This window comes from Amycolatopsis sp. FU40 (assembly GCF_021903635.1).
Classification (GTDB): Bacteria; Actinomycetota; Actinomycetes; order Mycobacteriales; family Pseudonocardiaceae; genus Amycolatopsis; species Amycolatopsis dendrobii.
The window spans coordinates 7,329,091-7,351,408 of the sequence record NZ_CP091381.1 but is presented as its reverse complement, the minus strand read 5'-3'; the positions used below and the strand labels follow the sequence as shown (position 1 = coordinate 7,351,408).

The window sequence follows — 22,318 nt, the reverse complement described above, 5'->3', positions numbered from 1 at the left end:
CGGGCGATCCGCAGCTCGCCACGACTACCGCGTCACCCTCACCGCCGCAAGCGTCGGGCGCGCGGCACCAGCCGGACGGGCGGTTGACAACCGGGTAAACGGTGGATGGCAGGCGAATCCGGACACCGCGCGACCGGGACCGGACCAGTCGCGCACCTGGTCCGGGCCGGGGTCGCGGACGGCGCGCTGCCGCGGCGCGACACGCACCGTTACGCTGTCCGGCGTGCGCGTACTGGTAATCGGCTCCGGCGCCCGGGAGCATGCACTCGTCCTCGCGGTGGCAGGCGACCCCGCGGTCACGGCGCTCGCTTGCGCCCCCGGCAACGCCGGCACGACTGCGGTCGCGGAGCAGCTCGGGGTCGAGCTCGCCGAGCCGGAGGCTGTCGCGGCCCTGGCCAAGGAGTGGAAGGCCGACCTCGTCGTGATCGGGCCGGAGGTGCCGCTTGTCGCGGGCGTCGCCGACGCGGTGCGCGACGCCGGCATCGCCTGCTTCGGACCGTCTGCCGCGGCCGCGCGCATCGAGGGGTCGAAGGCGTTCGCGAAGGACGTCATGGCGGCCGCGAAGGTGCTGACGGCCCGCAGTGAGGTCGTCGACACTCCCGCGCGCCTCGACGCCGCGCTTCAGCGCTTCGGGCCCACCTGGGTCGTGAAGGACGACGGTCTCGCCGCAGGCAAGGGCGTGGTCGTGACCCAGGACGTCGAGGTCGCGCGCAAACACGCGCTGATGCTGCTCGACGGCGGTCACCCGGTCCTCCTGGAGTCCTTTTTGGATGGCCCTGAGGCCTCGCTCTTCTGTTTCGTCGACGGCCGCACCGTGGTGCCGATGCTGCCCGCGCAGGACTTCAAGCGCGTCGGCGACGGCGACACCGGCCCGAACACCGGCGGCATGGGCGCGTACGCACCGCTGCCGTGGGCACCTGCCGACCTGGTGGACGACGTCGTCGCGCGGGTCGTGCAGCCGGTGGTGGACGAGCTCGCCGACCGGGGCAGCCCGTTCTCCGGCCTGCTCTACGCCGGTCTCGCGCTCACCTCGGAAGGCCCGCAGGTGATCGAGTTCAACTGCCGCTTCGGCGACCCCGAGACGCAGGTTGTGCTCGCGCTGCTGCGTACGTCGCTGGCCACTGTGCTCAACGCGACGGCTACCGGGAAGCTGGCCGAGCTGCCGCCGCTGGAGTGGTCGGGCGGGGCCGCGGTCACCGTCGTGATCGCTGCGGACGGGTACCCGGGCAAGCCGCGCACTGGTGACGTCATCACCGGCGGAGAGATCGAAGGCGTGCTTCACGCAGGTACGCGGCGTCGCGACGACGGTGCGGTGATCTCGGCTGGCGGACGTGTGCTGTCAGTTGTCGGCACCGGTAAGTCGCTTAAGGCGGCGCGTAAGCACGCGTACGAGACTGTCGAGCGCGTACACCTCGCCGGTTCGCACCATCGCACCGATATCGCACTGCGCGCGGCCAACGGGGAAGTAAGCGCTCCCGCCTGAACAGCTTCTCCACGAAGTTCGCCTCGGGTTCACGCGCCGGTTGGTAGCCTCGAAACGGGTCCGTACGGTCACCGTCCGTATCACGGGAGGGGTTAGCGCATGCCGGGAAGCACACCGCTCACCGACCTGGCTTCGTCGGTTCCGGCAGCGCCGGGCGTGGCGGACATCGTGGTCGAGCCGGCGAAGCTGCTCGAGGTCGCGCGAGTGGTCGATGAGCAGGTCAGCGCGCTTGAGGACAAGCTCCTCACGCGGCTGGGCGAACTGCGCGTCGACACTCCTTCGTCGGACACGGTGAGCGTGAACGCGATGGCTGCGTGGAACACCGTGGTCGCGGAAGGCGATCAGTCGTACGCCGCGCAGGTGCGCGCGTACGTCGCCAATCTGCACAAGCTTGTCGGACAGCTGCGCGAAGCAGCGAAGACGTACGAGGCCAGCGACGCGGACAAGGCCGCGGCTTTCGGGGACCGCGGTGCGCACGGCATCCACTAAACCGATTCTCGCCGTCGTCGCGGTGCTCGGGGTCGCTGGCTGCTCGTCGGGTGAGCAGGGCACCGCGTACCCCGTACAGCCCGCGATGAGTTCCCTGGCGCAGCAGACGAAAGCGGCCGCACTGCCGCAGCGGCCGTCGGACTTGCCGATCGCCGGGACCGATCCGTGCGCCCTGCTCGGCCAAGCGCAGCTCGACCTGCTGAAGGTCACGAGCGTGCCGCGCAAGGCCGCCGAGCCGAAGGACGGGCCCACCTGCGTGTTCGATTCGGACAAGGCCGAACCGTTCCACGCGCTGCACCTGCGGATCGTCAACGCGGACGTGCAGGAGTGGCTCACCGGATCGCGGCGCAAGAACAGCATGACCACCGCGGCCACCAGCGTCGAGGGTTATCCGGCGATCACGAATTACCGCGCGGCAGGCACCCCCGCCGACTGCGAGGTGCTCGTCGGCGTCGCCGCGGGACAGACCATGGCGGCACAGGAGTTCGCGGTCACCGCGGGCGCGTTCAGCCAGCCGCAGTTGTGCGAAATCGCCACCCAGGCCGCCGGCCTGGCCGTGCAGGGCCTGAAGAACCGGACCTAGGGAGGGCGCGTGGAGATCTCTGAACTCGCGGGCAGGATCCGCGACCACCGTTTCGACGGGTGGACCGACACCGCCATCGCCGACGAGATCGAGAAGTTCGGCACCGGCGACGGAATCGCCAGCATCGCCACCGCGGTCGAGGCGCTGCGGGAAATCGCGACCGCGCTCGCGGGCACCGACCACACGCTGCGCGACCAGTTGGCGAAGCTCGGCGTCGAATGGCAGAGCCAGGCGGGCGGGCAGGCCGGGCAGGTGCTGTCGGACCAGGCCGGCTTCTCCCACGACGCGATGCAGAAGGTCGCGCACACCGCGGAAATGCTTTTCGCGCAAGGGGAAGCGTTCAATCGCACCAAGTACAAGCTGCCCGACCCCGCCGCGGTCCGCAAAGGCGCGGAGAGTCTCACGCTCGTCGATTCGGTGGCGAGCTTCCTCGGATTCGAGACCGATCACGCGGCCGCGGTGCAGGCCGCGGACAACGCGCGCGGCCAAGCGGTCGAGGCGTTGAACGCCTACGCCCAGCAGAGCGGCGAAAACCTGCTGTCCACCGAACCGTTGAGCCAGCCGCAGTCGCTCACCATGGTCCAGCCCGGCAGCGGGCCGAGCCCGGTCGACCGCGCGGCCGCGGCGGTCGAGGTGACGCCGGACGGCCAGGTGCGGCCCGCCGCGGCGTCGGTGAAGTCGCAATACGTTCCCCCGCCGCCTCCGGCCCCTCCAGCCGCTTCGGTGGTGGATCCGCCGACGCCCGCGTACGGCACCCCCTCGCAGGCACCGGCTGCTCGGCCAGCCGCGCCGGTGGTCGCGGCCAGCTACGTGCCGCCGACCTCGCCGCCGCCCGCAGGATGGGAGAAGGGACCGGCACCGCACGCCAATCCGCCTCGGTCGGTCGGTTCGACCAACGGGCCGGGAATCCCCAGCGGGCCAAGCACTTCGGGCGGCCCAGGCGCCTCAGGCGGGACGCGGGTTCCGAGCGGGGCACGGCCCGGGGAATCCGGCACGTTCCTGCCGACTGGTCCGCGCGGGACGAGCAGCGGGTCCGAGGGCACGCCGGTCAACCGGGGAACTGTGTCCGAAAGTCTTGGCGGCGCAAGCGGTTCCAGCCGTCCCGCGGTCGGCGGCCCGGGTGGGGGCAACTACTCCGGCAGCGGGCACGAAAACCAAGCGCTGCAACGAGGTCGTCTGGTCGGCAGCGTCCAACAGCCGCCGCCTGCTCCCGTCGCCGAAACCCCCGGCAACGCTCCGGCCCCGCGTGCGGGAGGCGCGTCTGCCGGAGAAATCGGAGCAGGCGCCGCGGCTTTGGGCGCGGGAGTGGCCGGTGGCGCGCTTTCCGGCGACCGCGAACGGCAAGGCCGCGCACAAGACGGTCAGCCGAAGGGCCTGGTGCGGCCGTTGCCGGTGGACGAGCTTCCCGAGGAAGAAGCCGTCGCACTGCGGAAAGCCGAGCAGATCGCGCCCAAATCGGCCGGTGGCGAAGCCAAGTACCTCTCCGAAGCCGCACCGCAGGAAAGCGACGACGAGCACGTGCGCCGCTTCGGCGTCGACGACAAGGACCTGTTCGCCGACGGCCGGATGGTGACGCGCGACGTCCTCGGCGACGGCACGGGAGACGTGCGCCGGCCGTGAACCTGGTACTGACCGCCCTTGAATTCGATGTGCTGTGGGAATCGCTGGACCTGGGCGGGCGTCCGGCCGCGCTCGCGGTTCCGTCGCCAGGGCGCACGCACACCGAGCGGGCCGAGCTGATCGAGTCCGTTTGGGACTCGCTGGCGCAACGCCGGCTCGCGCGCGGCCGCCGTCCTTCCGGGACAGTGCTCGATCAGCTGCATTTGCTGGCGCGTCCACGGGAAGCGGTGGACGTCTGGGTGTGGGCGGACCGCGAGATCCGCGGCCGCGCGGTGAGCCGGGGCAGCCAAGCCGTGCTCGCGGTGGTCGACCGGGACGAGGTGTGGCTGATCCCCGCTGACGCCAGCGGGCTCGCCGACGCCGTGGTGTCGGTGGCCGGATCGCTCGACCCAGGCATCGGCCAGTCGATCTCGGTACCGCACAGCACGCTCGTCGCCGCCGACACGGCTGCCGCGGGCGATCCGAAAGCGCTGGTCACGGCCTTGGAAGACCGAGGCATGGCGTTGTGGGAAGCGCAGGAACTGGCGGGCATGTTGATGGGACAGGCCGCCCGGGGACAGTTCTGCGCGGAACGGGTCCTTCGGGACGGGACGGTGCGCCGGTCGCCGCACGTGGCGGCGTTTTACGACACCGATTCCGGGCGGTATCTGTTCCAGCTCACCGACGATTCGGACGGGCACACGTGGGCGACGGTGAGTCCGGCGGACAACGCGATGCTGGCGGAGCGGGTGCGGGAGTTGCAGGCCGCGATTTGACGCTTGGCGTGACCGTTTTACCCCTTTTCGATCGCGCTCTAACCCGGTCCGGGGGTTCGCGGCCGGAAGTCGGACGGAACTGCACACGGCACGCGCTCGAAGTCTTAGAGTAAGCAGGGAACCGACCTGGTGAGCGGAGCGTCCGAACTGGTCGGGAAGCGAGTGTCGCGCGAAGGGGATGACGAACGGTGCCTGTCTACGATCCGGATTCCATGGCCATTGCCGCCAGGAACGTGGAGAAGCTGAAGGACGAGTTCGAAAAGTCCAAGAAGCACCTCACCGGCGTTGACGACGAGCCGGAAAGCCCGTTCGGCACGATGGGCGGCTCGAAGGACGTGCACGGCGCGGTCGGCACGTTCAAACAGGGCGTGCACAGCGAGTTCGACGCGGCCGGGAAGCTGATGGAGGCGACCAGCTTCATCATCAAGAAGGCCGCGGGGCTGATCCAGGAGACCGATCAGGTCCACAAGACCGACCTGACCGTCCACGAAGACCGCTGAGCAGGCACGAGGGGGCAAGAGCATGGCGCTGATCGACTACCCGCCGAACTGGAACGGCGTTGTCGAAAAAGCACAGAAGGTCGACAAGATCAACCCGGGCGCGATCAGCAACGCCGGGAAGCAGTTCAGCGACGCCGCGAAGCAGGCGGGCGACCACAGTGCCGCGCTGAACAATTCCACGAAGTCGTTGGCTGGCGGAGTATGGGAGGGTCCGGCGGCGGACTCCTTCGTCGAGTACGTCACGCAGATCACCAAAGCGGGCGACAAGGTGCAGGGGCATCTTGACGAGGTCGGCAAGGACCTCACCCAGCTGTCGAGCGACCTCGGCGGGATCAAGAGCAAGGTCACCGAGGCCTTCAACACCGCCAAGACGAACATCGACAACCGCATCAAGACCGAGTCGGACAAAGCGCAGAAGACGCAGGCGGCCGAGGCGGCGTACGCCAACGATAAGTCGGACAAGAAGGGCCCGCCGCCCAGCCCGACGTCGGCGAAAATCATCTCCGACGCGAACGAGGCGAACCAGAAGGACGCGACCGCGGCCGAGCAGACCATCGACCCGCTGCTGAAGCAGGCCGATGACATGGTCAAGAAGTCGCAGGATCTGATGAAGACCCAGATCGAGGGCGGCTACTCCAAGGTCCCGCTGCCCAACTCCGACGGCACCGTCCCGCAGAGCACCGGCGGTCTGCACACCGGACACGGCGGCGGGGGTGGCGGCGGAGGCGGTCACCACGGCGGCGGTGGCGGCGGTGCGTCCGGTGGCGGCGGCGGTCTCGGCCCGAGCGGCGGTCCGCCCTCCTCGCCTCCGCCCGGCAACGTTCAGCAGTGGATCCAGGAAGCGATCAAGGCATTGCAGGCCGCGGGCGTGAACGTGACCGACGCGGACATCAAGAACATCTGGGCGATCATCCAGCACGAGTCCGGCGGCAATCCGAACGCGATCAACAACTGGGATTCGAACGCCGCGGCCGGGCATCCGTCCAAGGGCCTGATGCAGTGCATCGACTCGACGTTCAACGCGCACAAGCTGCCGGGGCACGACAACATCTACAACCCGGTCGACAACATCATCGCTGGCGTGCGGTACTCGCTCGACCGGTACGGCTCGATGTCCAACGTCCCGGGCATCGCGGCGATGGCGCACGGCGGTGCGTACCGCGGTTACTGACGGCACACCCCGCACGCGGTTCCGCCGGTTAGCCTGGCCGCATGGTCGACATCGGTGCTTTCGGCGGGCCCGCGTTGCGGGCAGGCGTGCCTCCTTTTCACGTGATGGACGTGCTGTCCGCGGCACAGGCCCGGCAGCGCAGCCACGGCGACCTGATTTCGCTGGCCGCCGGGCAGCCGTCCGTGCCCGCTCCGGCGGCGGTGCTGCGAGCGGCGCAGGAAGCACTGAGCCGGCACACCCTCGGCTACACCGAGCAGCTCGGCATTCCTGAGCTGCGCGAAGCCGTCGCCGGGCATTACCGGCGCACGTACGACATCGACGTGTCCGCCTCCGACGTGGTCATGACCACCGGTTCGTCCGGTGGGTTTCTGCTGTCGTTCCTCAGCGCGTTCGACCCCGGCGCGCGGGTCGCGATGGCTCGCCCGGGCTACCCGGCGTACCGGAATCTGCTGAACGTCCTCGGCTGCGAGGTCGTCGAGTTCGCGACCACGTCCGAGACGAATTTCCAGCCGACCGTCGAGCAGCTCGACCGGCTCGGGCCGATCGACGGGCTGATCGTCGCGAGTCCCAGCAACCCCACCGGGACCGTGCTGCCGCCGGGCGAGCTGGCGGCGATCTCCGGCTGGTGCGCCTCGCACGGCGTGCAGCTGATCAGCGACGAGATCTACCACGGCATCTCGTACGGCAAGCAGCTCGATTGCGCCTGGCAGTACGGCCGGGAAGCGCTGGTGCTCGGGTCGTTCTCGAAGTATTTCGCGATGACCGGCTGGCGGCTCGGCTGGATGCTGGTGCCGCAGCGGCTGCACCGCGCGGTCGACGTCCTGACCGGCAATTTCACCATCTGCCCGCCCGCTGTTTCGCAGTACGCGGCGGTCGCGGCCTTCACGCCGGAGTCCTACGCCGAAGCGGACGCGCACGTCGAGCACTACCGCCGCAACCGCGACCTGCTCTTCGCCGGGCTCCGCGAGATCGGCCTCGACAAGCTCGCCCCGGCCGACGGCGCGTTCTACGCCTACGCCGACGTCTCCGAGCACACCACCGACAGCCTGAGCTGGTGCCAGCGGCTGCTCGCCGACACCGGCCTCGCGATCACCCCGGGTATCGACTTCGACCCGGTCGACGGCGGCCGTTACGTGCGGTTTTCCTTCGCGGGCGCGACCGAGGACGTGACCGAGGGGCTGCGTCGGCTGGGCGGCTGGCTGGGGTGAAACCGGTCAGGGGAACCCGGAGATCTCTGGCCATCGGCCGCTGACCTGCTGGTGCGTCGAGGCAGCGTGGTTCCGCCCCGCGGGCTTGAGCGGTCCGGTCAGCCGTGCTGCTCGGGCCAGTCCCATTCGAGCCCGTACCTCCCGGCGCGCAGTCCGAGCATGACGGCGTGCGTGTTGGCCGATTCGCCGATGCGCACAGGTCGTTCGGTCGGGGTCGGATCGCTGAACGGGCGGCGGACCTCCCGGCACCGGACCGGGACGGCACCGGGGCCGAACCGGGCCTCGATCAGGAACTCCTGGATGGGCAGCCGGAAACTGGCGGTCCAGCCGTTGTCGGACGGCTGTCCAGGCTCGGGGTACAACTCGATCTCGTATTCGAGGACCACGGTTTCGCCGCGGCGAAGCGCACTGTCGAAGAGCAGTTCGTTGATCATCAGGTGCTTCTCTTCGCTCACCGACTGGCGGCCCAGCCTGCAGTTGTACGTCGGGATGAGCGTTGGCCGCCTGCGGGAGCCCGGGGAGAGCTCCAGCAGGTTGAGGTCCTGGCTGATGCCGTCCTGTTCGGCCAGCAGGACGTGCCGGTAGCTGATCCGGTGCACAGCCCGGTCGGAGTCGAGGTGGCAGCGCAGGTGCAAGCTGATCCGGCGCAGTCCGTTCTGCGGTGCGATGTCGGCGTCGGTCATCAGCGCCGACAGGCCACTGGAGTCCAGCCACTGCTCGTCGGGCGCGGCGGACTCCTCGGCGGCGACTTGCCTGCCCCTCGGCCGGGGCGGCCCCAGCCTGCCGGACAGCCTGCCCATCGGCAGTTCGAGGACGTTCTCGAGTTGGCGCACTGCTTCTATCGACCGGCGCTGTTCGGGCTGGCGGCTGCCGGACTGCCAGTTGCTCAGCGTCGCCAGGCTGACCCGGCTCCCGCGCTCGGTCAGCCTGGCCCGGATGCGTTCCAGGGTGAGGCCGCTGGCATCGATCGCGCCGCGCAGCGTTTCGGCGAAGGAGGGCCCGGCCAGGCCGAGGGAGTCAAAATTGTTCTGCTGATCGGGACTGTGCGCCGCGTTCGAATAATCGTGGAGCGTCAACGCGCGTCACCTCCGCTGCGGCTCCCTGTGCCGGTGGCACCTTCCCTCGTTCGGAACCCTATCGAGTGAAAGGGGCTAGACAAAGGTAACGACGAGCGATCGGGAGGAACGTCGTATTTGTTCCGCCCGACCGCTGGTCGCTATTATGCCCGATTAAGGTGAACTATCTGAAATTGTTGATTCTTACTTGGTGAAGGCGGCGGTGCCCTTCGGGGTGCCCAGCCCGGTCGGGCCGTCCCAGCCGGTGCCCGCGTTGCACCACTGCTTGGTGTCGCAGCTGCCGTTGCTGCCCGAGGTGACGTCGGTCAGCTGGTCGGTGTGCGACCACGGGTACTGGGCGGGCCAGTCCTGCGCACCGGGGGTGCCGGCATCGGCGTAGACGCTCGCGATGATCGGTGACGAAGCGCTGGTGCCGCCGACGACCTGCCAACCGCTCTGCTGGAAGGTGTCATACACCGCGACACCGGTGGCCGGGTCGGCGACCGCGGAGACGTCCGCGATGGCCTTCTTGTCGCAGCCGGTCGCGGCGGTCTGGTAAGCGGGCTTCGCCGCGTAGCTGGAGCAACCCGAGCCCGCGCCCTTCCACGCCGTCTCGGTGTACGAGCCGCCGCTGCTCTTCAGGGTCGTGCCGCCGACGCCGACGGCGTACGGGGAGGACGCCGGCCAGCTCGCGCCGTAGCCGTTGTCACCGCTGGACGCGGTGATCGCCACGCCGGGGTGCTTGAAGTGCGCGTCGCCCGCGCCGCCCTCGGACTCGTCGCCGCCCCAGCTGTTGGAGACGAACTTCGCGCCGAGCTTGACCGCGGTGTCCACCGCCTTGCCCAGGTCGTCAGTGCTGGCCTGCTTGGCCTCGACCACGAGGATCTTGGCGTTCGGCGCGGTCGCCGCGATCATGTCGACGTCCAGCGCGGTCTCGACGGCCCAGTCCGGGTCGGCGGCCGGCAGCGGGCTCTCCTGGCCGTCTTCATTCACGATCTGCACGTCGCCCGCGGGTAATCCGAACTGCTTGCGGTAGGCGGCCAAATCTGCTTTGAGAGAGGGATAATCGCCGGACTCGGTGACGGCGATAGTCTGGCCCGCACCGCCGTCGGCCTTCAGCTGATAGGCGGCTTGCAGCTCAGCGGGGCCGTAGCCGGAGGGGGCGGCGCCGGGGGCGCGCCGGGCCTGCTTGATGTCGGTGCGCACCTGTGCGAAGCAGGACATGTGGCCTGCCGCGCGCACCTGCGCACAGGCGTTTTTCACCGTCGGACCACTGGCGGCCGCGGGGGCGGCGGAGAACTGCTGCGCGGTGGCAGTTCCACCGGTGGTAAGGGCGAGCGCGACGGCGAAGGCACCGCCTGCGATCAATTTCTTGCGCATTGATTTTGCTCCCGACTCAGTGGTGAATAATTCACCATTAATAATTGGTCCGGGGTGCCGAGTGAACAACGGGCCGATAGTAGGTGCCTTTCAACGGACAGTCGGAAAGCCGTAAAAACTGCGTTCCGTGAGATCTCGGCCAGTGCCCGGCCGGTCCGATGACCAAGGGGGTCAGGTCGCTCTGCCGCCGCGCGGGCGGCACTGGTCACGGCGCTGGGTTCGGGCACTCGAGCCGGACCCGCCGGACGAGACGATCAGGTAAGCCGGCTCAGGGGGAACCCGGAGATCCCCCTGAACGTTGGGCTGGCGTAGAGAGTTTCCGTCGCACGGATGGCACGCTGGAGGGCACCGGGCCGACGTGGCGCGGAAACGGCATCGGAGGAGCCATGTTCTGGAAGATCGTCGGAGCGCTCGTCGTGGCCTGGATCGCCTTCATGGTGGTCGGGTCTGTGATCGGCTTCCTGTTCAAGGCCGTGCTGTGGATCGGCATCATCGGCGGGGTGCTGTTCCTGGGCACCGCGGCCTACGGGGCGATCACCGGGAAGAAGCAGTCGAAGCGGATCACCCGCTGACCGGCGCCGAACCATACTGAGGCACCCGACGGCTCCCGCACCGAGAAAGTGCGGGAGCCGTTCGCGGTTCAGGCCAGTGCTGCGCGGGCGGCCTCGGCGCCGTCCCACAGGTGTGCGCGGATGCCGACCGCACGGGCACCGTCGACGTTGACCTGGCGGTCGTCGAAGAACAGGCACTCGTCCGGTTTCGCACCCAGTTTGTCCAGCAGCAGCTGGAAAATCTCGGCGTCCGGCTTCGCGACCTTCACGTCGCCGGAGAACAGCGTGTGCTTGAACAGTTTCGCCCACTCCTGCTCGCGGACCCAGACGCCGAACGCCGACGGCGCGTTCGACAGCAGCGCGAGCGAGGCTCCGGCGTCGGACAGCGACTGCAGCAGGTCCAGCGATCCCGGCGCGAGCTGTCCCCAGCCCGCGACGTCGAGCGCGGTCAGTTCGGCCGACAGCGCGTCGTCCACCTTCGCGCCCACCTGGTCGCCGATCGACGTCCAGTACTCCAGGTCAGGACAGCCGCGGTCGTACGGGTCGCGGACGCTCCAGTACACCGGTTCGAACGTCTCGAGCGAGACGCCCATCGCGGCGGCCAGCTTCGGCACCGCGGCGGTGCGGACGCTGAGTACCTCGCCGTAGTCGAACACGATCCAGTTGGTCACCTAAGTCCCCCAGGGTTCAGGCACCGGTTTTGATCCGGCGCAGTGCTTCGTCGATGTCAGCGGACGACAGGTCTCGGTGCGTCACGAACCGGACCTTGCCCGCCATGGGCAGAGCCTGGATGCCGAGCGAGCCGAGCCAGTTCAGCGCGGTCGGCACGTCCGGCACCCCGGCGAGAACGATATTGGTATCCGGCGTCCGCACGTCCCAGCCGTGTTCGGAGAGACCGCCGGCCAGCCGTTTCGCGAACTCATGCGTCTCGGCCAGTTCGTCGACGCGGTCCAGCGCGACCAGGCACGCGGCGGCGAGCACCCCGCCCTGACGCACGCCGCCGCCGAGCATCTGCCGCATCCGGCGGGCCTGCTCGACGAACTCGACGCTGCCCGCGACGACCGAGCCGACCGGCGCGCCGAGGCCCTTGCTGAAGCACGCCGACACCGAGTCCACGCCGACCGTCAGCGCGGCGGGCGGTACCTGCAACGCGACGGCCGCGTGCCAGATCCGCGCGCCGTCGAGGTGCACGGTGAGCCCGGCCTGCTTCGCGACGGACAGCAGTTGCGCGTGCTCGTCGGGCGGAGTGACCGCGCCGCCGGCCGCGTTGTGCGTGTTCTCCAGGCACAGCAGCGTGGTGCGGAGCGTGAAGTACGGGCCGGGGTTGCCGATCGCCGCTTCGAGCGTTTCCGGCAGGCACCGGCCGGGGCCCGCGTCGTGTTCGAGGATGTCCGGCATGCCGCCGGCCAGCCAGGCGGCCGAGCCGAGTTCGTTGACGAGCACATGTGCGCCGCGGGTGGCGAGGAACCGGTCGCCGCGCTGGAGGTGGACGCTCAGCGCGATGAGATTCGCCATCGTCCCGCTCGGCGTCCACAGCGCCGCGGGCATCCCGAGCGTCTGCGCGGCCCGGCGTTCGAGTTCGGCGATGGTCGGGTCGGTGCCGATGACGTTGTCGTCGACCTCGGCCTCGGCCATGGCCGCGCGCATGATCGCGTCCGGGCGGGTGACGGTGTCGGAACGGAAGTCGATCAGCTGCCCAGTCATGGTCACAGTCCGATCACATCACACAGGTGGGCGCGGCATCAATGCGACGGGGGGTGGAACGTTTCCGGCCGGACGTGCAACCGTGGACGCCCCCGGATCCGTCCCTTCACCGGACATGGCCAGAGCGGAGCTGCAAAGCGCGTGGACCAGCGCGACGAACAGGAGTTCGCGGAGTACTTCGCCGCGAGGAGGGACGCCGTGCGCCGGACTGCCTATTTGATGTGCGGGGATTGGCACAAAGCCGACGACCTCGCGCAGACGGCGTTCGTCGCGTTGCACCGGAGGTGGAAGAAGATCAGAGACCGTGCGGCGACCGACGCGTACGTGCGCAAAACGCTCGTGCGCGCGGTCATCGACGAGTCCCGCCGTCCGTGGCGGCGGGAGCGGCAGTCCGAGGTGCTGCCGGAGCCCGTGGACGACAGTCCCGGGCTCGCCGAACGCGTCGCGACTCGCGAGGACCTGCTCGCGGCGCTGAAGGAAGTGCCGCCGAAGCAGCGGGCGGTGCTGGTGCTGCGGTTCTTCGACGGACTGGACGTCGGGGCCGCGGCGACGGCGCTGGGCTGCAGCGAAGGCAACGTGAAAAGCCAGACGGCGCGCGGGCTGGCGAATCTGCGTCAGGTGCTGGAACGGGAGGTGGAGACCAATGGATGAGCGGGAAGCCGAGACGTTGTTCTCCGCCGCTCCCGGCGAGGTGCCGCCGCCGACGTTCTCGGTGGACGACGTGGTGCGCCGTTCGAAGCGCGAGACGCTGCGCCGGCGCAACCGGATCACTGCCGGCGCGGCGGCCGTGGTCGTGGCCGCCGGGTTCGGCACCTGGGGAATTGTGGGCATTTCGAGCGAGAAGTCCGATTCAAGCGCGAATTCCGTGGCCGCGCCGGTGCAACCCGGCGGGTCGGCGGCGCGTCCTTTCAGCAATGGGGATGACTTCCCGGGTCAGCCGTCTCGGCAGGGAGCCGGCGAAACCGGGAGGACCGGCCCTCGGGTCGAAGGCACCTCCGGGTGCGGACGGGTGGACTGGGAGCTCGCCACTGCCCTCGCTGGCGAGCTCCCAGGCCACTTGAATGCCGCGCAGGCTTCCCCAGGCAGCGTTTGTACGACGTCGTCGCGCGGTGCCGGGTTCCCGCTTCCGGACGGGATGATCGGCGCGGCGGTGTTCGCTCGCGGTGCCGCGGTGAACGTGCCCACGCAACCAGCCGGAGCCGTCACCGTGCGTCAGCAAACCGGCAGTGGCGGGACTCTCGTGCTGGTCAGCGTGCCAGGGACTTCCGGTCACCCAGCACCGTACGCAACCGACCTCGCGCGCTTCGCCGCTTCGCTGGCCACCCGGTTCTGATCGGCGGCTATCGGGGCGGCTGGCAGAATGACCGGACATGACGGCAGCAGCCACCACCCCCAAGGGCGAGCGACGACGGGCGGCGCTCGTCGAAGCCGCCGCTGAGCTGCTGGCCGAGGGCGGTTTCGACGCGGTCCGGCATCGCGCGGTCGCCGAGCGGGCTGGTCTGCCGCTGGCGTCCACGACGTATTACTTCGACTCGCTGGAAGAGCTCGTCACCGCCGCGGTGGAGCACCACGGGCAGACCGAGCTGGAGAACGGGCGACGGCAGCTCGACGACCTGACGACCCGGAACCGGGGCGTGCAGGCGACCGTGGAACTCGTGCTGGACATGCTGCTCGGCCCGCAGAGCGGCGATCCGGAAGCCGACGCCGAGGCGGTCCTGCTGCGCTACGAACGCCTGGTCGCGACCGGACGACGGCCGTACCTGCGCCCGTTGATGCGGACGCTGTCCCAGCAGCTCAACGAACTGCTGACGGAGATCTTCGCCCGTTCCGGGACGCCGGTGGCCAAGGACGAGCTGGACCGGCTGGTCGCTCTGGTCGACGGGGCCGTGGTCAACGCGCTCATCGCGGTCGACCCGGCTCCGCGCGCCGCGGCCGGGCGGATGCTGCGGACCGCGCTCGCCGAGTCCGTCCACTGAGGACAGTTACTCCGGATACGCCGCCGTGGCGCGGATTTCGATCAGCAAGCCCGGGCTGGCGAGCCCGCTGACGCCGATCATCGACCACGCCGGGTAAGGCAGGGCGGTCACGAGGCGCTTCTTGGCTTCCAGGAAACCGGGCAGGTGCTGGTGGATGTCGACGTGGTAGCTCGTGATGTCGACCAGCGCGGAGAGGCCGAGTCCTTCCAGGCGAAGGATTTCCTCGATCCGGCGGAGCGCGATCTCGGTCTGCTCCTCGATCGTTTCCGCGATCGCACCGTCCGGGCGGCGGCCGATCGTGCCCGCGATGAACAGGAGATTCCCCGCGCGAACGGCGGCTGAGTAGCCGAAGCGGGAGAAGGCGGACGCCCCGGACGGGCCGAAAACCTCGGAGTCCTCGGGGATTGTGACGGAGTGCATGTGGATCCCTTTCTCAGATGCCCCAGCGGGACGCACGGCTGGCGCGTTCCAGCCGGGTTTCGCCGTCGGCCTCACGCTCCCGCAGGAAATCTGCGGGAACAGACGGGACCGGCGCGTTCTTCGGGTTTTTCGCGGCCTGCGCGACGATCGCGTCGGTGAGCGAGCGGACCATCTCGAGCCGGGGGTAAGCGGCGTGGATCGCCGCACCCTGCTCGTCGGTGACGGCTTCGAGGTATTCGGCGCCGACCGGGCCGCCGAAGTCGACGGAGACCCCGGCGCGCACGAGCACGCACAGCGGGCCGCGGCGTTCCGCGATGCCCGCGGAGGTGTGCAGGGCGATGGCTTGCCAGACCTCGTCGGCGTCCGCGGCGGAAATCCCTTGCTTCGCGAGGAACCCGGCAGCCCGGTCGGCGCCTTCGACCTCGAATCGCTCCACATGCGGGCCGTCCGGCGCGACGCCGATGTCGTGCATCACGCACGCGGCGAACAATAGATCGTCGTCGAAATCGGACTCGGCCAGCCGATCGGCGACCAGCCGCGCGAACAGGTAGCTACGGACGCTGTGGTTGAACACCGACTGCGATTCCAGCGGGCGGACGACGTCGAGAACGGCGTCCGCCAGCGGAGTCGCGGGCAGGGCGATCACCGGGTCCGGAAGGAGTTCGGTCATGCCTTCAAGGGTGGCTCGCAAGGCCCTGACCTGGTGAGTGGCAAGTTTGCCGGACTTCGATAGAATCTTGCCATGACGGTGCATCGGGTCGCGGTGCTGGCGCTCGACGGGGTCCTCCCGCTGGACCTCGCGATACCGGCGCAGGTGTTTCAGGCCCGGCCGCAAACCCGCTACGAGATGTCGCTGTGCGCGCTCGGTCCGACGGTTCCCACCAGCGCCGGGTTCGAGCTGGCCGCCGAAGGCGGGGTCGAGGAGCTGCGCGCGGCGGACACGGTGATCGTGCCGGGGTACGACCCGATCCGCGAGACGCCGGAAGCGGCGATCGAGCTCCTGGCCGAAGCCCGTGACCGGGGCCGGCGGGTGGTGTCCATCTGCACGGGTGCGTTCGCGCTGGCCTCGGCAGGAATTCTCGACGGTCTGCACGCCACGACGCATTGGGAATATATCGACGAATTCGAGCGGGAATATCCTTCGGTACAGGTCGACCGGGATGTGCTCTACGTCGACGAGGGCGACGTGCTCACCTCAGCAGGCGTGTGCTGCGGCATCGACCTGTGCCTGCACATCGTGCGCCGCGACCTGGGCGCCGCGGTCGCTAATCGGATCGCGCGCGGTCTGGTCGCTGCTCCGCATCGAGAAGGCGGGCAGGCCCAGTACGTGCCCGCGCCGCTCGCGGATGCGGGCGACGCTTCGCTGTCGGCTACGCGCGAATGGGCGTTGCAGCGACTGGACGAATCGCTCAGCATCCGCCTGCTCGCCCGGCACGCGGGGATGTCGCAGCGGACTTTCCTGCGCCGGTTCGCCGAGGAAACCGGGACGACGCCGTTGCAGTGGCTGCTCAACGCGCGTCTCGGCAAAGCACGCGAACTGCTGGAGACCACGGACTGTTCGGTGGACCGGGTCGCGCGAGACTGCGGATTGGGCACCCCGGCCAACCTGCGGCTGCACTTCCGGCGGACCCTCGGAACCACGCCGACTGCCTACCGCCGCGCGTTCACTTCCTGACCCGTCCGCTTCGCGTCGGCGGCGGATTTCACCAGCAGTTCCAGCATCGCGTTCTCCGCGCCGTCCGGGTCGTGTTCGGCGATGGCCTCCAGCACCCGGCGGTGACTCGGCACTGGATCGTCCGTGGGACCGGCGCTGTGGACGAGTTTGTCCCGCTCCGCCAAGCCGATCGCGATGACGCGTTCGATCTGGAGCAGGAAGTTGTTGTGCGCGGCGGTCAACAGTCCGCGGTGAAACGCGAGATCCGCTTCGACGCTCGCTTCCAGGTCCGGCGCGGCGACCATCGCGTCAAGCGCGGATTCGAGTGCGGCGAGGTCTTCGGCGGTCGCGCGTTCCGCAGCCATCCGTGCCGCCGCGGGTTCGACGACGGCGCGGACTTCGGCCAATTCGTCCAGCAGGCCGGCGTTTCCACGGGCGGTGGTTTGCCAGCGCATGACGTCGGCGTCGAGAAGCTGCCAGCTCTCGCGCGGCCGCACGTAAGTACCGTGCTTCTGCCGCGCCCCGATCATTCCCTTTGCTGCCAACACCTTCAGTGCTTCCCGCAGGGCGGTGAGGCTGATGTCCAGCTCCTCGCGCAACGCGGGAAGGTCCAGCACCATGTCCTCGTGCCATTCGCCGGACAGAATACGCGCGGCGAGCGTTTCCACGGTCTGTTCGTGCAGGCCGCGCGGGCGATGGTCGGTCACCGAAGCGGGAGCACGCACGTCGGGGAGCCGGTCGGGTAGTTGCGGACCTCCGCGTTCCCCAGGTCCTTCAACGGGAAAACGGAAATGACGTCGTCCCGGAAAGCGGCGGTGTAGCAGGTTCCGTCCGCGACCGCGAAATTCCACGGGTACGAGCCGCACGGCTGATCGGCCGTCGCGCGCAGCGGGGTTCCGGCGAACGACGTGATGCATTCCGGGCCGCGATTCGACAGGTAGATCCCGGATTCGAGGACTTCCAGGTGCGCCACCAGGGATTCGCCGCCGGCCGCTGTCGCCGGAGCCGCCGCGACGAACTCGAACGCTCCCGGCGAAGTCTCCCGCAGGGTAATCAGCTCGCCGGACAATTCCCCGGCGACGTAAGCGATTCCGTCCGCGCCGCGCACGAGCTGCCGCGGTCCGGTTCCCGGCGGCAGCGACGAAACGGCCAGCGGAGTCAGCTTTCCTTTCGGCGACAGGGTGTAGCTGCGGATTTCGTCGGTGCCGAGGTCGACGGCGCTCACCACCGAACTGTCCGCCGACGACACCGCCATGTGGACGTGCGGACCGTCCTGCCGGTCGGCGCGCGGCCCGCTTCCGGTGTGCTGCACCAGGTCCGTGCGGCCGTCGATCCGGCCGTCCTCGCGCAAGGCGAACACGGCGAGGCTGCCGCCCCCGTAATTGGCGCACAACAGAAACCGGCCGTCCGGTGTCACCGCGAGGTGGCACGGGCTTGCCCCGCCGGATTCGACCACGTCGAGCGCGACCAGGCCGTCGGCGACCGAAACGGAGGTGATCTCGCCGTAGCTCGTCTCGTTGGTCGCGTACACCATCGGCAGCGCGGGATGCTGGGTCAGCCAGGTCGGCGACACCATCGGCAGCGTCGAATCCGCGATCAGTTCGCCGCCGGAGCGCCGGAAAACCGCGATTCCTGTGCCGTTCCCGCCGGTTTCGGCGGTACGGCAGCCGACGAGTACGACGTCGCTCACGAGCTCTCCCTCACCAATGCGGCCACTCGGGCCCGGATGTCCTCAGCGGATCCTCGGGTCAGCGCCGACCCGATCCCGCAGGCGACGGCGCCCGCGTCGAGCCAGCGTGGCACGTCCTCGGGAGCGATTCCACCCGTCGGCACGAGCGGGGCTTGCGGAAGCGCGGCGCGCACGTCCTTGATCCACTGCGGGCCGAGCGCGGACGCGGGGAAAACCTTTACGGCGTCAGCACCTTCCTCCATCGCGCGCACGATTTCGGTGACCGAACCGGTGCCGGGCAGCGCCGCGACGCCGTACCGATGAGCGGTACGCAAGACCTCGGTGTGCAGCGACGGGGACACGAGAAACTGGGCCCCTGCCCGGATCGCGGCCGTCGCGGACGACTCGTCGAGCACCGTGCCCGCCCCGATCGTCGCGTCCGGATACGCGGCGGCGAGCTCCTCGATCGCGGCGAGCGCGCCCGCGTTGGTGAGCGGGACTTCGACCGACTTCAACCTGGCGTCGAGCACTGCCCGCGCGGCGGCGACGGCCGAGGCGGCGTCCGCCGTCCGCACGATTCCGACGACGCCCTGGCGCACCGCTTCGCGCGTGATCTCCCACCGGTATCCCATGGCGGCCAGCCTAGCAGGCAAATTATAAATTACTAATTATTCTTGCCGACCTTGCAGCGGTGCGGCATGCTGGCGAACCATGCGCACTGCCGTGGTGACTGGTGCGGCGTCCGGGATCGGAGCCGCGACCGCCCTTCAGCTCGAAGCCGACGGCTACCGGGTGATCGGCGTCGACCTCGCCCCGGTGCCGGGCGGCGTACGGGGCGATGTGACGGATGACGAGACCTGGCAACGAGTTCTCGACCTGGCGGGCGAGGTCGACGCGGTGGTCAGCAACGCGTACCTGCCGACTTTGGGCCCACTGCACGAAACCGATCGCGCGCAATGGCAACGACAGCTCGACGTGAACCTCACCGCGTCGTACCTGGCCGTCCGGACGTGCCTGCCTTCGCTGCGGTCTCGGCGCGGCTCAGTGGTGCTGGTTTCCTCGGTGCACGCGCGTTTCGGGCTGCCCGGACATCCGGCATACGCGGCCAGCAAAGGCGCGTTGGTATCTCTGGCGCGGCAATTGGCCGTCGAGTACGCGCCCGAGGTGCGGGTGAATTCGGTGCTTCCCGGTCCGGTCGAGACCGAGGCATGGGGCCGGATCAGCGTGGAGGATCGCGAACGCAGCACTCGCGCGACACCCGCCGGACGGCTCGGCGACCCGGCGGAGGTCGCCGCGGTGATCGCGTTCCTGCTCTCGCCCGCGGCGTCGTTCGTCACCGGAGCCGAGCTGACCGTCGACGGCGGCTGGTCGGCCGCGAAAGATTCCGCTTAGGAGACAAGGTGCAGATCACCGGGATCGAAACGTTTCTCGTCGCGCCGCGCTGGTTGTTCCTCAAAATCAGCACCGACGAGGGCATCACCGGCTGGGGCGAACCGGTCGTGGAAGGGCGCGCCGGAACCGTTCGCGCGGCTGTGCACGAGCTGGCCGAGCTGCTGGTCGGGAAGGATCCGCTGCGTATCGAGGGCCACTGGCAGGTGCTTCGCCGCGGCGGCTTCTACCGCGGCGGTCCGGTGCTTTCCAGCGCGCTCGCCGGGTTCGACCAGGCGTTGTGGGACATCGCGGGCAAAGCCAGGAACGCGCCGGTGCACGAGCTGCTCGGCGGTCCGGTGCGCGACCGCGTGCGGGTGTATTCGTGGGTCGGCGGCGACCGTCCGTCGGGGATCTTCGACGCGGTGTCCGCGCAGGTCGAGCGGGGTTTCACCGCCGTGAAAATGAACGTCGCCGGTCCGCTCGGGCCGATCGCCACTCCGGCCGAAGCGAGTGCGGCGCTGGCCCGCGCCCGGGAGGCGAGGGAAGCGCTCGGACCCGACCGGGACCTGGCGATCGACTTCCACGGCCGCGTCTCGCCCGCGATGGCGCGCCGGCTGGTGAAGATGCTCGAAGAGGTACAGCCGATGTTCGTCGAGGAGCCGGTGCTGCCGGAACTGCCCGCTGACGTGGTCAGATCGGTGGTCGAGGCCTCGACGGTGCCGATCGCGCTCGGGGAACGGCTGTTCTCGCGCTGGGAGTTCAAACCCGTGCTCGACGCGGGTGTGGCCGTGGTGCAGCCGGATCCGTCGCACGCGGGCGGCATCTCGGAGCTGCGCCGGATCGCCGCGCTGGCCGAGGTGTACGGCGCGAATCTCGCCCCGCACTGCCCGCTCGGCCCGATCTCGCTGGCCGCCGCGCTGCAGGTGGCGTTCGCGACGCCGAACTTCCTCATCCAGGAGCAAAGCCTCGGCATGCACTACCACGACGGCCGCGAACCGGTCGCCTATCTCGCCGACGACGCGTTGTTCCGGTTCGCCGACGGCTACGCCGCGCGTCCGACCGCGCCCGGCCTCGGCATCGAGGTGGACGAGGCGGCGGTCCGCCGCGCCGACGAGACCGGGCACGCCTGGCGGTCGCCGGTGTGGCGGCTGCCCGACGGCAGCTTCACGGAGTGGTGACCGCAGCGCTGACCTGCGCAGGTATCGTGGCCGCGTGACGGACAAGCCCCGCATTCCGAACGTGCTCGCCGCCCGCTACGCCTCGCCTGAGCTGGTGGCGCTCTGGTCGCCCGAACGCAAGGTCGTGCTCGAGCGGCGGCTGTGGCTCGCCGTGCTGCGGGCTCAGGCCGAACTGGGCGTCGAGGTGCCCGACGGCGTCCTCGACGACTACGAGCGCGTGGTCGAGCAGGTCGACCTCGACTCGATCGCCGCGCGCGAACGCGTCACCCGGCACGACGTGAAGGCCCGGATCGAGGAGTTCAACGCCCTCGCCGGGCACGAGCACGTGCACAAGGGCATGACCTCGCGCGACCTCACCGAGAACGTCGAGCAGTTGCAGCAGCTGCGCTCGCTGGAGCTGGTCCGTGGCCGCGTCGCCGCGGTGCTGTCGAGGCTGGCCGCGCTCGCCGTCGAGCACTCCGACCTGGTGATGGCCGGCCGCTCGCACAACGTCGCCGCGCAGGCGACCACGCTCGGCAAGCGCTTCGCGACCGCCGCCGACGAGCTGCTCGTCGCGTTCTCGCGGCTGGACAACCTGATCGAGCGCTACCCGCTGCGCGGCATCAAGGGCCCGGTCGGCACCGCGCAGGACATGCTCGACCTGCTCGGCGACGAGTCCACTTTGGACCAGCTGGAATCCCGGATCGCCGAGCACCTCGGCTTCGGCAACCGGTTCGTCAGCGTCGGGCAGGTGTACCCGCGTTCGCTCGACTTCGACGTGCTGTCCACTGTGGTCCAGCTCGCCGCCGCGCCGTCCAGCCTCGCCAAGACGATCCGGCTGATGGCCGGGCACGAGCTGGTCACCGAGGGCTTCAAACCGGGCCAGGTCGGCTCGTCGGCCATGCCGCACAAGATGAACACCCGCTCGTGCGAGCGCGTGAACGGTCTCGCGGTGGTGTTGCGCGGTTACCTGTCGATGATCGGCGAACTGGCCGGCGACCAGTGGAACGAGGGCGACGTCTCGGATTCCGTGGTGCGCCGCGTCGCGCTGCCGGACGCGTTCTTCGCGCTCGACGGCCTGCTCGAAACCTTCCTCACCGTGCTCGGCGAATTCGGCGCGTTCCCGGCCGTCGTGGAGCGTGAGCTTGATCGCTATCTCCCGTTCCTCGCGACCACGAAGGTGCTCATGGCGTCGGTGCGCCGGGGCGTCGGGCGTGAGACGGCTCACGAGGCCATCAAGGAGAACGCCGTCGGGGTCGCCCTAGCGATGCGTGAACGCGGCGCGGAGAACGACCTCCTCGACCGGCTCGCGGCCGACGAACGCCTCCCGCTCGACCGCGCTGACCTGGACGAACTCCTCGCCGACCGGATCTCGTTCACCGGCGTCGCCCCGCGCCAGGTCGAAGAGGTCGCAGCGCGCGTCGAGGACGTGCTCAAGCGATTCCCGGAGGCCGCGGCGTACGCGCCGCAGCCGATTCTGTGAGTGCGCGCACGTCGTCCACGTGCTGAGACGGCATTACTCGATCGGGCGAAGCTTTTAGTCTTCGTGCCGAACCCGGAAGCGCCAGGCCG

25 protein-coding genes are annotated in these 22,318 nt (G+C 69.5%); 16 read left to right on the top strand and 9 right to left on the bottom strand.

Annotated elements, in window-relative coordinates; genetic code table 11:
* The first annotated feature begins 223 nt into the window (after positions 1 to 223).
* From purD to L3Q65_RS34565, 8 genes are all read left to right on the top strand, one after another.
* The gene (purD, locus tag L3Q65_RS34600) at positions 224 to 1,483 is read left to right on the top strand and encodes a phosphoribosylamine--glycine ligase (protein WP_237597585.1); all 1,260 of its coding nucleotides are present in this window, start codon (positions 224 to 226) and stop codon (positions 1,481 to 1,483) included.
* Between the two features lie 99 nt (positions 1,484 to 1,582).
* The gene (locus L3Q65_RS34595) at positions 1,583 to 1,972 is read left to right on the top strand and encodes a PE domain-containing protein (RefSeq protein ID WP_037354127.1); all 390 of its coding nucleotides are present in this window, start codon (positions 1,583 to 1,585) and stop codon (positions 1,970 to 1,972) included.
* Positions 1,953 to 2,555 (top strand): DUF3558 domain-containing protein, encoded by a 603-nt coding sequence (locus tag L3Q65_RS34590; protein ID WP_237597584.1) that lies wholly within the window; start codon positions 1,953 to 1,955, stop codon positions 2,553 to 2,555. The genes L3Q65_RS34595 and L3Q65_RS34590 overlap by 20 nt, the downstream gene beginning before the upstream one ends.
* A gap of 9 nt (positions 2,556 to 2,564) precedes the next feature.
* A complete protein-coding gene (locus L3Q65_RS34585; RefSeq protein ID WP_182892790.1) occupies positions 2,565 to 4,175 on the top strand; it encodes a hypothetical protein in 1,611 nt (536 codons plus the stop codon).
* On the top strand, positions 4,172 to 4,930 hold the full coding sequence (locus L3Q65_RS34580; RefSeq protein ID WP_182892789.1) for an ESX secretion-associated protein EspG: 759 nt from the start codon (positions 4,172 to 4,174) through the stop codon (positions 4,928 to 4,930). The genes L3Q65_RS34585 and L3Q65_RS34580 overlap by 4 nt, the downstream gene beginning before the upstream one ends.
* Positions 4,931 to 5,118: 188 nt before the next feature.
* Entirely contained in the window at positions 5,119 to 5,430 is a 312-nt protein-coding gene (locus L3Q65_RS34575; protein ID WP_037808762.1) for a hypothetical protein, read from the top strand.
* 22 nt (positions 5,431 to 5,452) lie between these two features.
* Positions 5,453 to 6,601 carry a transglycosylase SLT domain-containing protein gene (locus tag L3Q65_RS34570; protein WP_237597583.1) on the top strand — a complete coding sequence of 383 codons (1,149 nt, stop codon included), beginning with the start codon at positions 5,453 to 5,455 and terminating at the stop codon, positions 6,599 to 6,601.
* 41 nt (positions 6,602 to 6,642) lie between these two features.
* Positions 6,643 to 7,809 (top strand): pyridoxal phosphate-dependent aminotransferase, encoded by a 1,167-nt coding sequence (locus tag L3Q65_RS34565; protein WP_182892786.1) that lies wholly within the window; start codon positions 6,643 to 6,645, stop codon positions 7,807 to 7,809.
* A gap of 98 nt (positions 7,810 to 7,907) precedes the next feature.
* On the opposite strand, the gene L3Q65_RS34560 is transcribed toward L3Q65_RS34565, so the two are convergent.
* Together L3Q65_RS34560 and L3Q65_RS34555 are read right to left on the bottom strand one after the other, a co-directional pair.
* On the bottom strand, positions 7,908 to 8,885 hold the full coding sequence (locus L3Q65_RS34560; protein WP_182892785.1) for a hypothetical protein: 978 nt from the start codon (positions 8,883 to 8,885) through the stop codon (positions 7,908 to 7,910).
* A 183-nt stretch (positions 8,886 to 9,068) separates the two neighbouring features.
* Complete coding sequence (locus tag L3Q65_RS34555; RefSeq protein WP_237597582.1) at positions 9,069 to 10,244, bottom strand: S53 family peptidase; 1,176 nt, start codon at positions 10,242 to 10,244, stop codon at positions 9,069 to 9,071.
* Positions 10,245 to 10,630: 386 nt separating this feature from the next.
* On the opposite strand from L3Q65_RS34555, the gene L3Q65_RS34550 reads away from it, so the two are divergent.
* The gene (locus L3Q65_RS34550) at positions 10,631 to 10,816 is read left to right on the top strand and encodes a hypothetical protein (protein WP_182892783.1); all 186 of its coding nucleotides are present in this window, start codon (positions 10,631 to 10,633) and stop codon (positions 10,814 to 10,816) included.
* Positions 10,817 to 10,884: 68 nt separating this feature from the next.
* Here L3Q65_RS34550 and L3Q65_RS34545 read toward each other — a convergent pair whose 3' ends face one another.
* Together L3Q65_RS34545 and L3Q65_RS34540 are read right to left on the bottom strand one after the other, a co-directional pair.
* Positions 10,885 to 11,466, bottom strand: a complete 582-nt coding sequence (locus L3Q65_RS34545; RefSeq protein WP_237597581.1) for an HAD family phosphatase — start codon at positions 11,464 to 11,466, stop codon at positions 10,885 to 10,887.
* 16 nt (positions 11,467 to 11,482) lie between these two features.
* Positions 11,483 to 12,499, bottom strand: coding sequence for a low specificity L-threonine aldolase (locus L3Q65_RS34540; protein WP_237597580.1), 1,017 nt, complete (start codon positions 12,497 to 12,499; stop codon positions 11,483 to 11,485).
* 141 nt (positions 12,500 to 12,640) lie between these two features.
* Here L3Q65_RS34540 and L3Q65_RS34535 point away from each other — a divergent pair, with 141 nt between their 5' ends.
* From L3Q65_RS34535 to L3Q65_RS34525, 3 genes are read left to right on the top strand one after another with little or no spacing between them, the layout of a single operon-like run.
* A complete protein-coding gene (locus tag L3Q65_RS34535; RefSeq protein WP_237597579.1) occupies positions 12,641 to 13,150 on the top strand; it encodes a SigE family RNA polymerase sigma factor in 510 nt (169 codons plus the stop codon).
* Entirely contained in the window at positions 13,143 to 13,832 is a 690-nt protein-coding gene (locus tag L3Q65_RS34530) for a hypothetical protein (RefSeq protein ID WP_237597578.1), read from the top strand. Before L3Q65_RS34535 ends, L3Q65_RS34530 begins: the two co-directional genes overlap by 8 nt.
* 37 nt (positions 13,833 to 13,869) lie before the next feature.
* Positions 13,870 to 14,475 carry a TetR/AcrR family transcriptional regulator gene (locus L3Q65_RS34525; protein ID WP_182892778.1) on the top strand — a complete coding sequence of 202 codons (606 nt, stop codon included), beginning with the start codon at positions 13,870 to 13,872 and terminating at the stop codon, positions 14,473 to 14,475.
* A 6-nt stretch (positions 14,476 to 14,481) separates the two neighbouring features.
* Here L3Q65_RS34525 and L3Q65_RS34520 read toward each other — a convergent pair whose 3' ends face one another.
* Together L3Q65_RS34520 and L3Q65_RS34515 are read right to left on the bottom strand one after the other, a co-directional pair.
* Entirely contained in the window at positions 14,482 to 14,895 is a 414-nt protein-coding gene (locus L3Q65_RS34520; protein ID WP_237597577.1) for a RidA family protein, read from the bottom strand.
* A 13-nt stretch (positions 14,896 to 14,908) separates the two neighbouring features.
* A complete protein-coding gene (locus L3Q65_RS34515) occupies positions 14,909 to 15,565 on the bottom strand; it encodes an HD domain-containing protein (protein WP_220507599.1) in 657 nt (218 codons plus the stop codon).
* Positions 15,566 to 15,637: 72 nt separating this feature from the next.
* On the opposite strand from L3Q65_RS34515, the gene L3Q65_RS34510 reads away from it, so the two are divergent.
* The gene (locus tag L3Q65_RS34510) at positions 15,638 to 16,570 is read left to right on the top strand and encodes a GlxA family transcriptional regulator (RefSeq protein WP_237597576.1); all 933 of its coding nucleotides are present in this window, start codon (positions 15,638 to 15,640) and stop codon (positions 16,568 to 16,570) included.
* Here L3Q65_RS34510 and L3Q65_RS34505 read toward each other — a convergent pair.
* The 3 genes from L3Q65_RS34505 to L3Q65_RS34495 are packed head-to-tail and all read right to left on the bottom strand — an operon-like array spanning position 16,546 to position 18,850.
* Positions 16,546 to 17,256, bottom strand: coding sequence for a FadR/GntR family transcriptional regulator (locus L3Q65_RS34505; RefSeq protein ID WP_182892775.1), 711 nt, complete (start codon positions 17,254 to 17,256; stop codon positions 16,546 to 16,548). The genes L3Q65_RS34510 and L3Q65_RS34505 overlap by 25 nt on opposite strands.
* The gene (locus L3Q65_RS34500) at positions 17,253 to 18,239 is read right to left on the bottom strand and encodes a beta-propeller fold lactonase family protein (RefSeq protein WP_182892774.1); all 987 of its coding nucleotides are present in this window, start codon (positions 18,237 to 18,239) and stop codon (positions 17,253 to 17,255) included. Before L3Q65_RS34500 ends, L3Q65_RS34505 begins: the two co-directional genes overlap by 4 nt.
* On the bottom strand, positions 18,236 to 18,850 hold the full coding sequence (locus L3Q65_RS34495; protein ID WP_237597575.1) for a bifunctional 4-hydroxy-2-oxoglutarate aldolase/2-dehydro-3-deoxy-phosphogluconate aldolase: 615 nt from the start codon (positions 18,848 to 18,850) through the stop codon (positions 18,236 to 18,238). The genes L3Q65_RS34500 and L3Q65_RS34495 overlap by 4 nt, the downstream gene beginning before the upstream one ends.
* A gap of 79 nt (positions 18,851 to 18,929) precedes the next feature.
* On the opposite strand from L3Q65_RS34495, the gene L3Q65_RS34490 reads away from it, so the two are divergent.
* The 3 genes from L3Q65_RS34490 to purB are packed head-to-tail and all read left to right on the top strand — an operon-like array spanning position 18,930 to position 22,229.
* Positions 18,930 to 19,610 (top strand): SDR family NAD(P)-dependent oxidoreductase, encoded by a 681-nt coding sequence (locus L3Q65_RS34490; RefSeq protein WP_182892772.1) that lies wholly within the window; start codon positions 18,930 to 18,932, stop codon positions 19,608 to 19,610.
* Between the two features lie 8 nt (positions 19,611 to 19,618).
* A complete protein-coding gene (dgoD, locus tag L3Q65_RS34485; RefSeq protein ID WP_237597574.1) occupies positions 19,619 to 20,767 on the top strand; it encodes a galactonate dehydratase in 1,149 nt (382 codons plus the stop codon).
* A gap of 34 nt (positions 20,768 to 20,801) precedes the next feature.
* Positions 20,802 to 22,229 (top strand): adenylosuccinate lyase, encoded by a 1,428-nt coding sequence (gene purB / locus L3Q65_RS34480; protein WP_182892770.1) that lies wholly within the window; start codon positions 20,802 to 20,804, stop codon positions 22,227 to 22,229.
* Positions 22,230 to 22,318 lie beyond the last annotated feature (89 nt).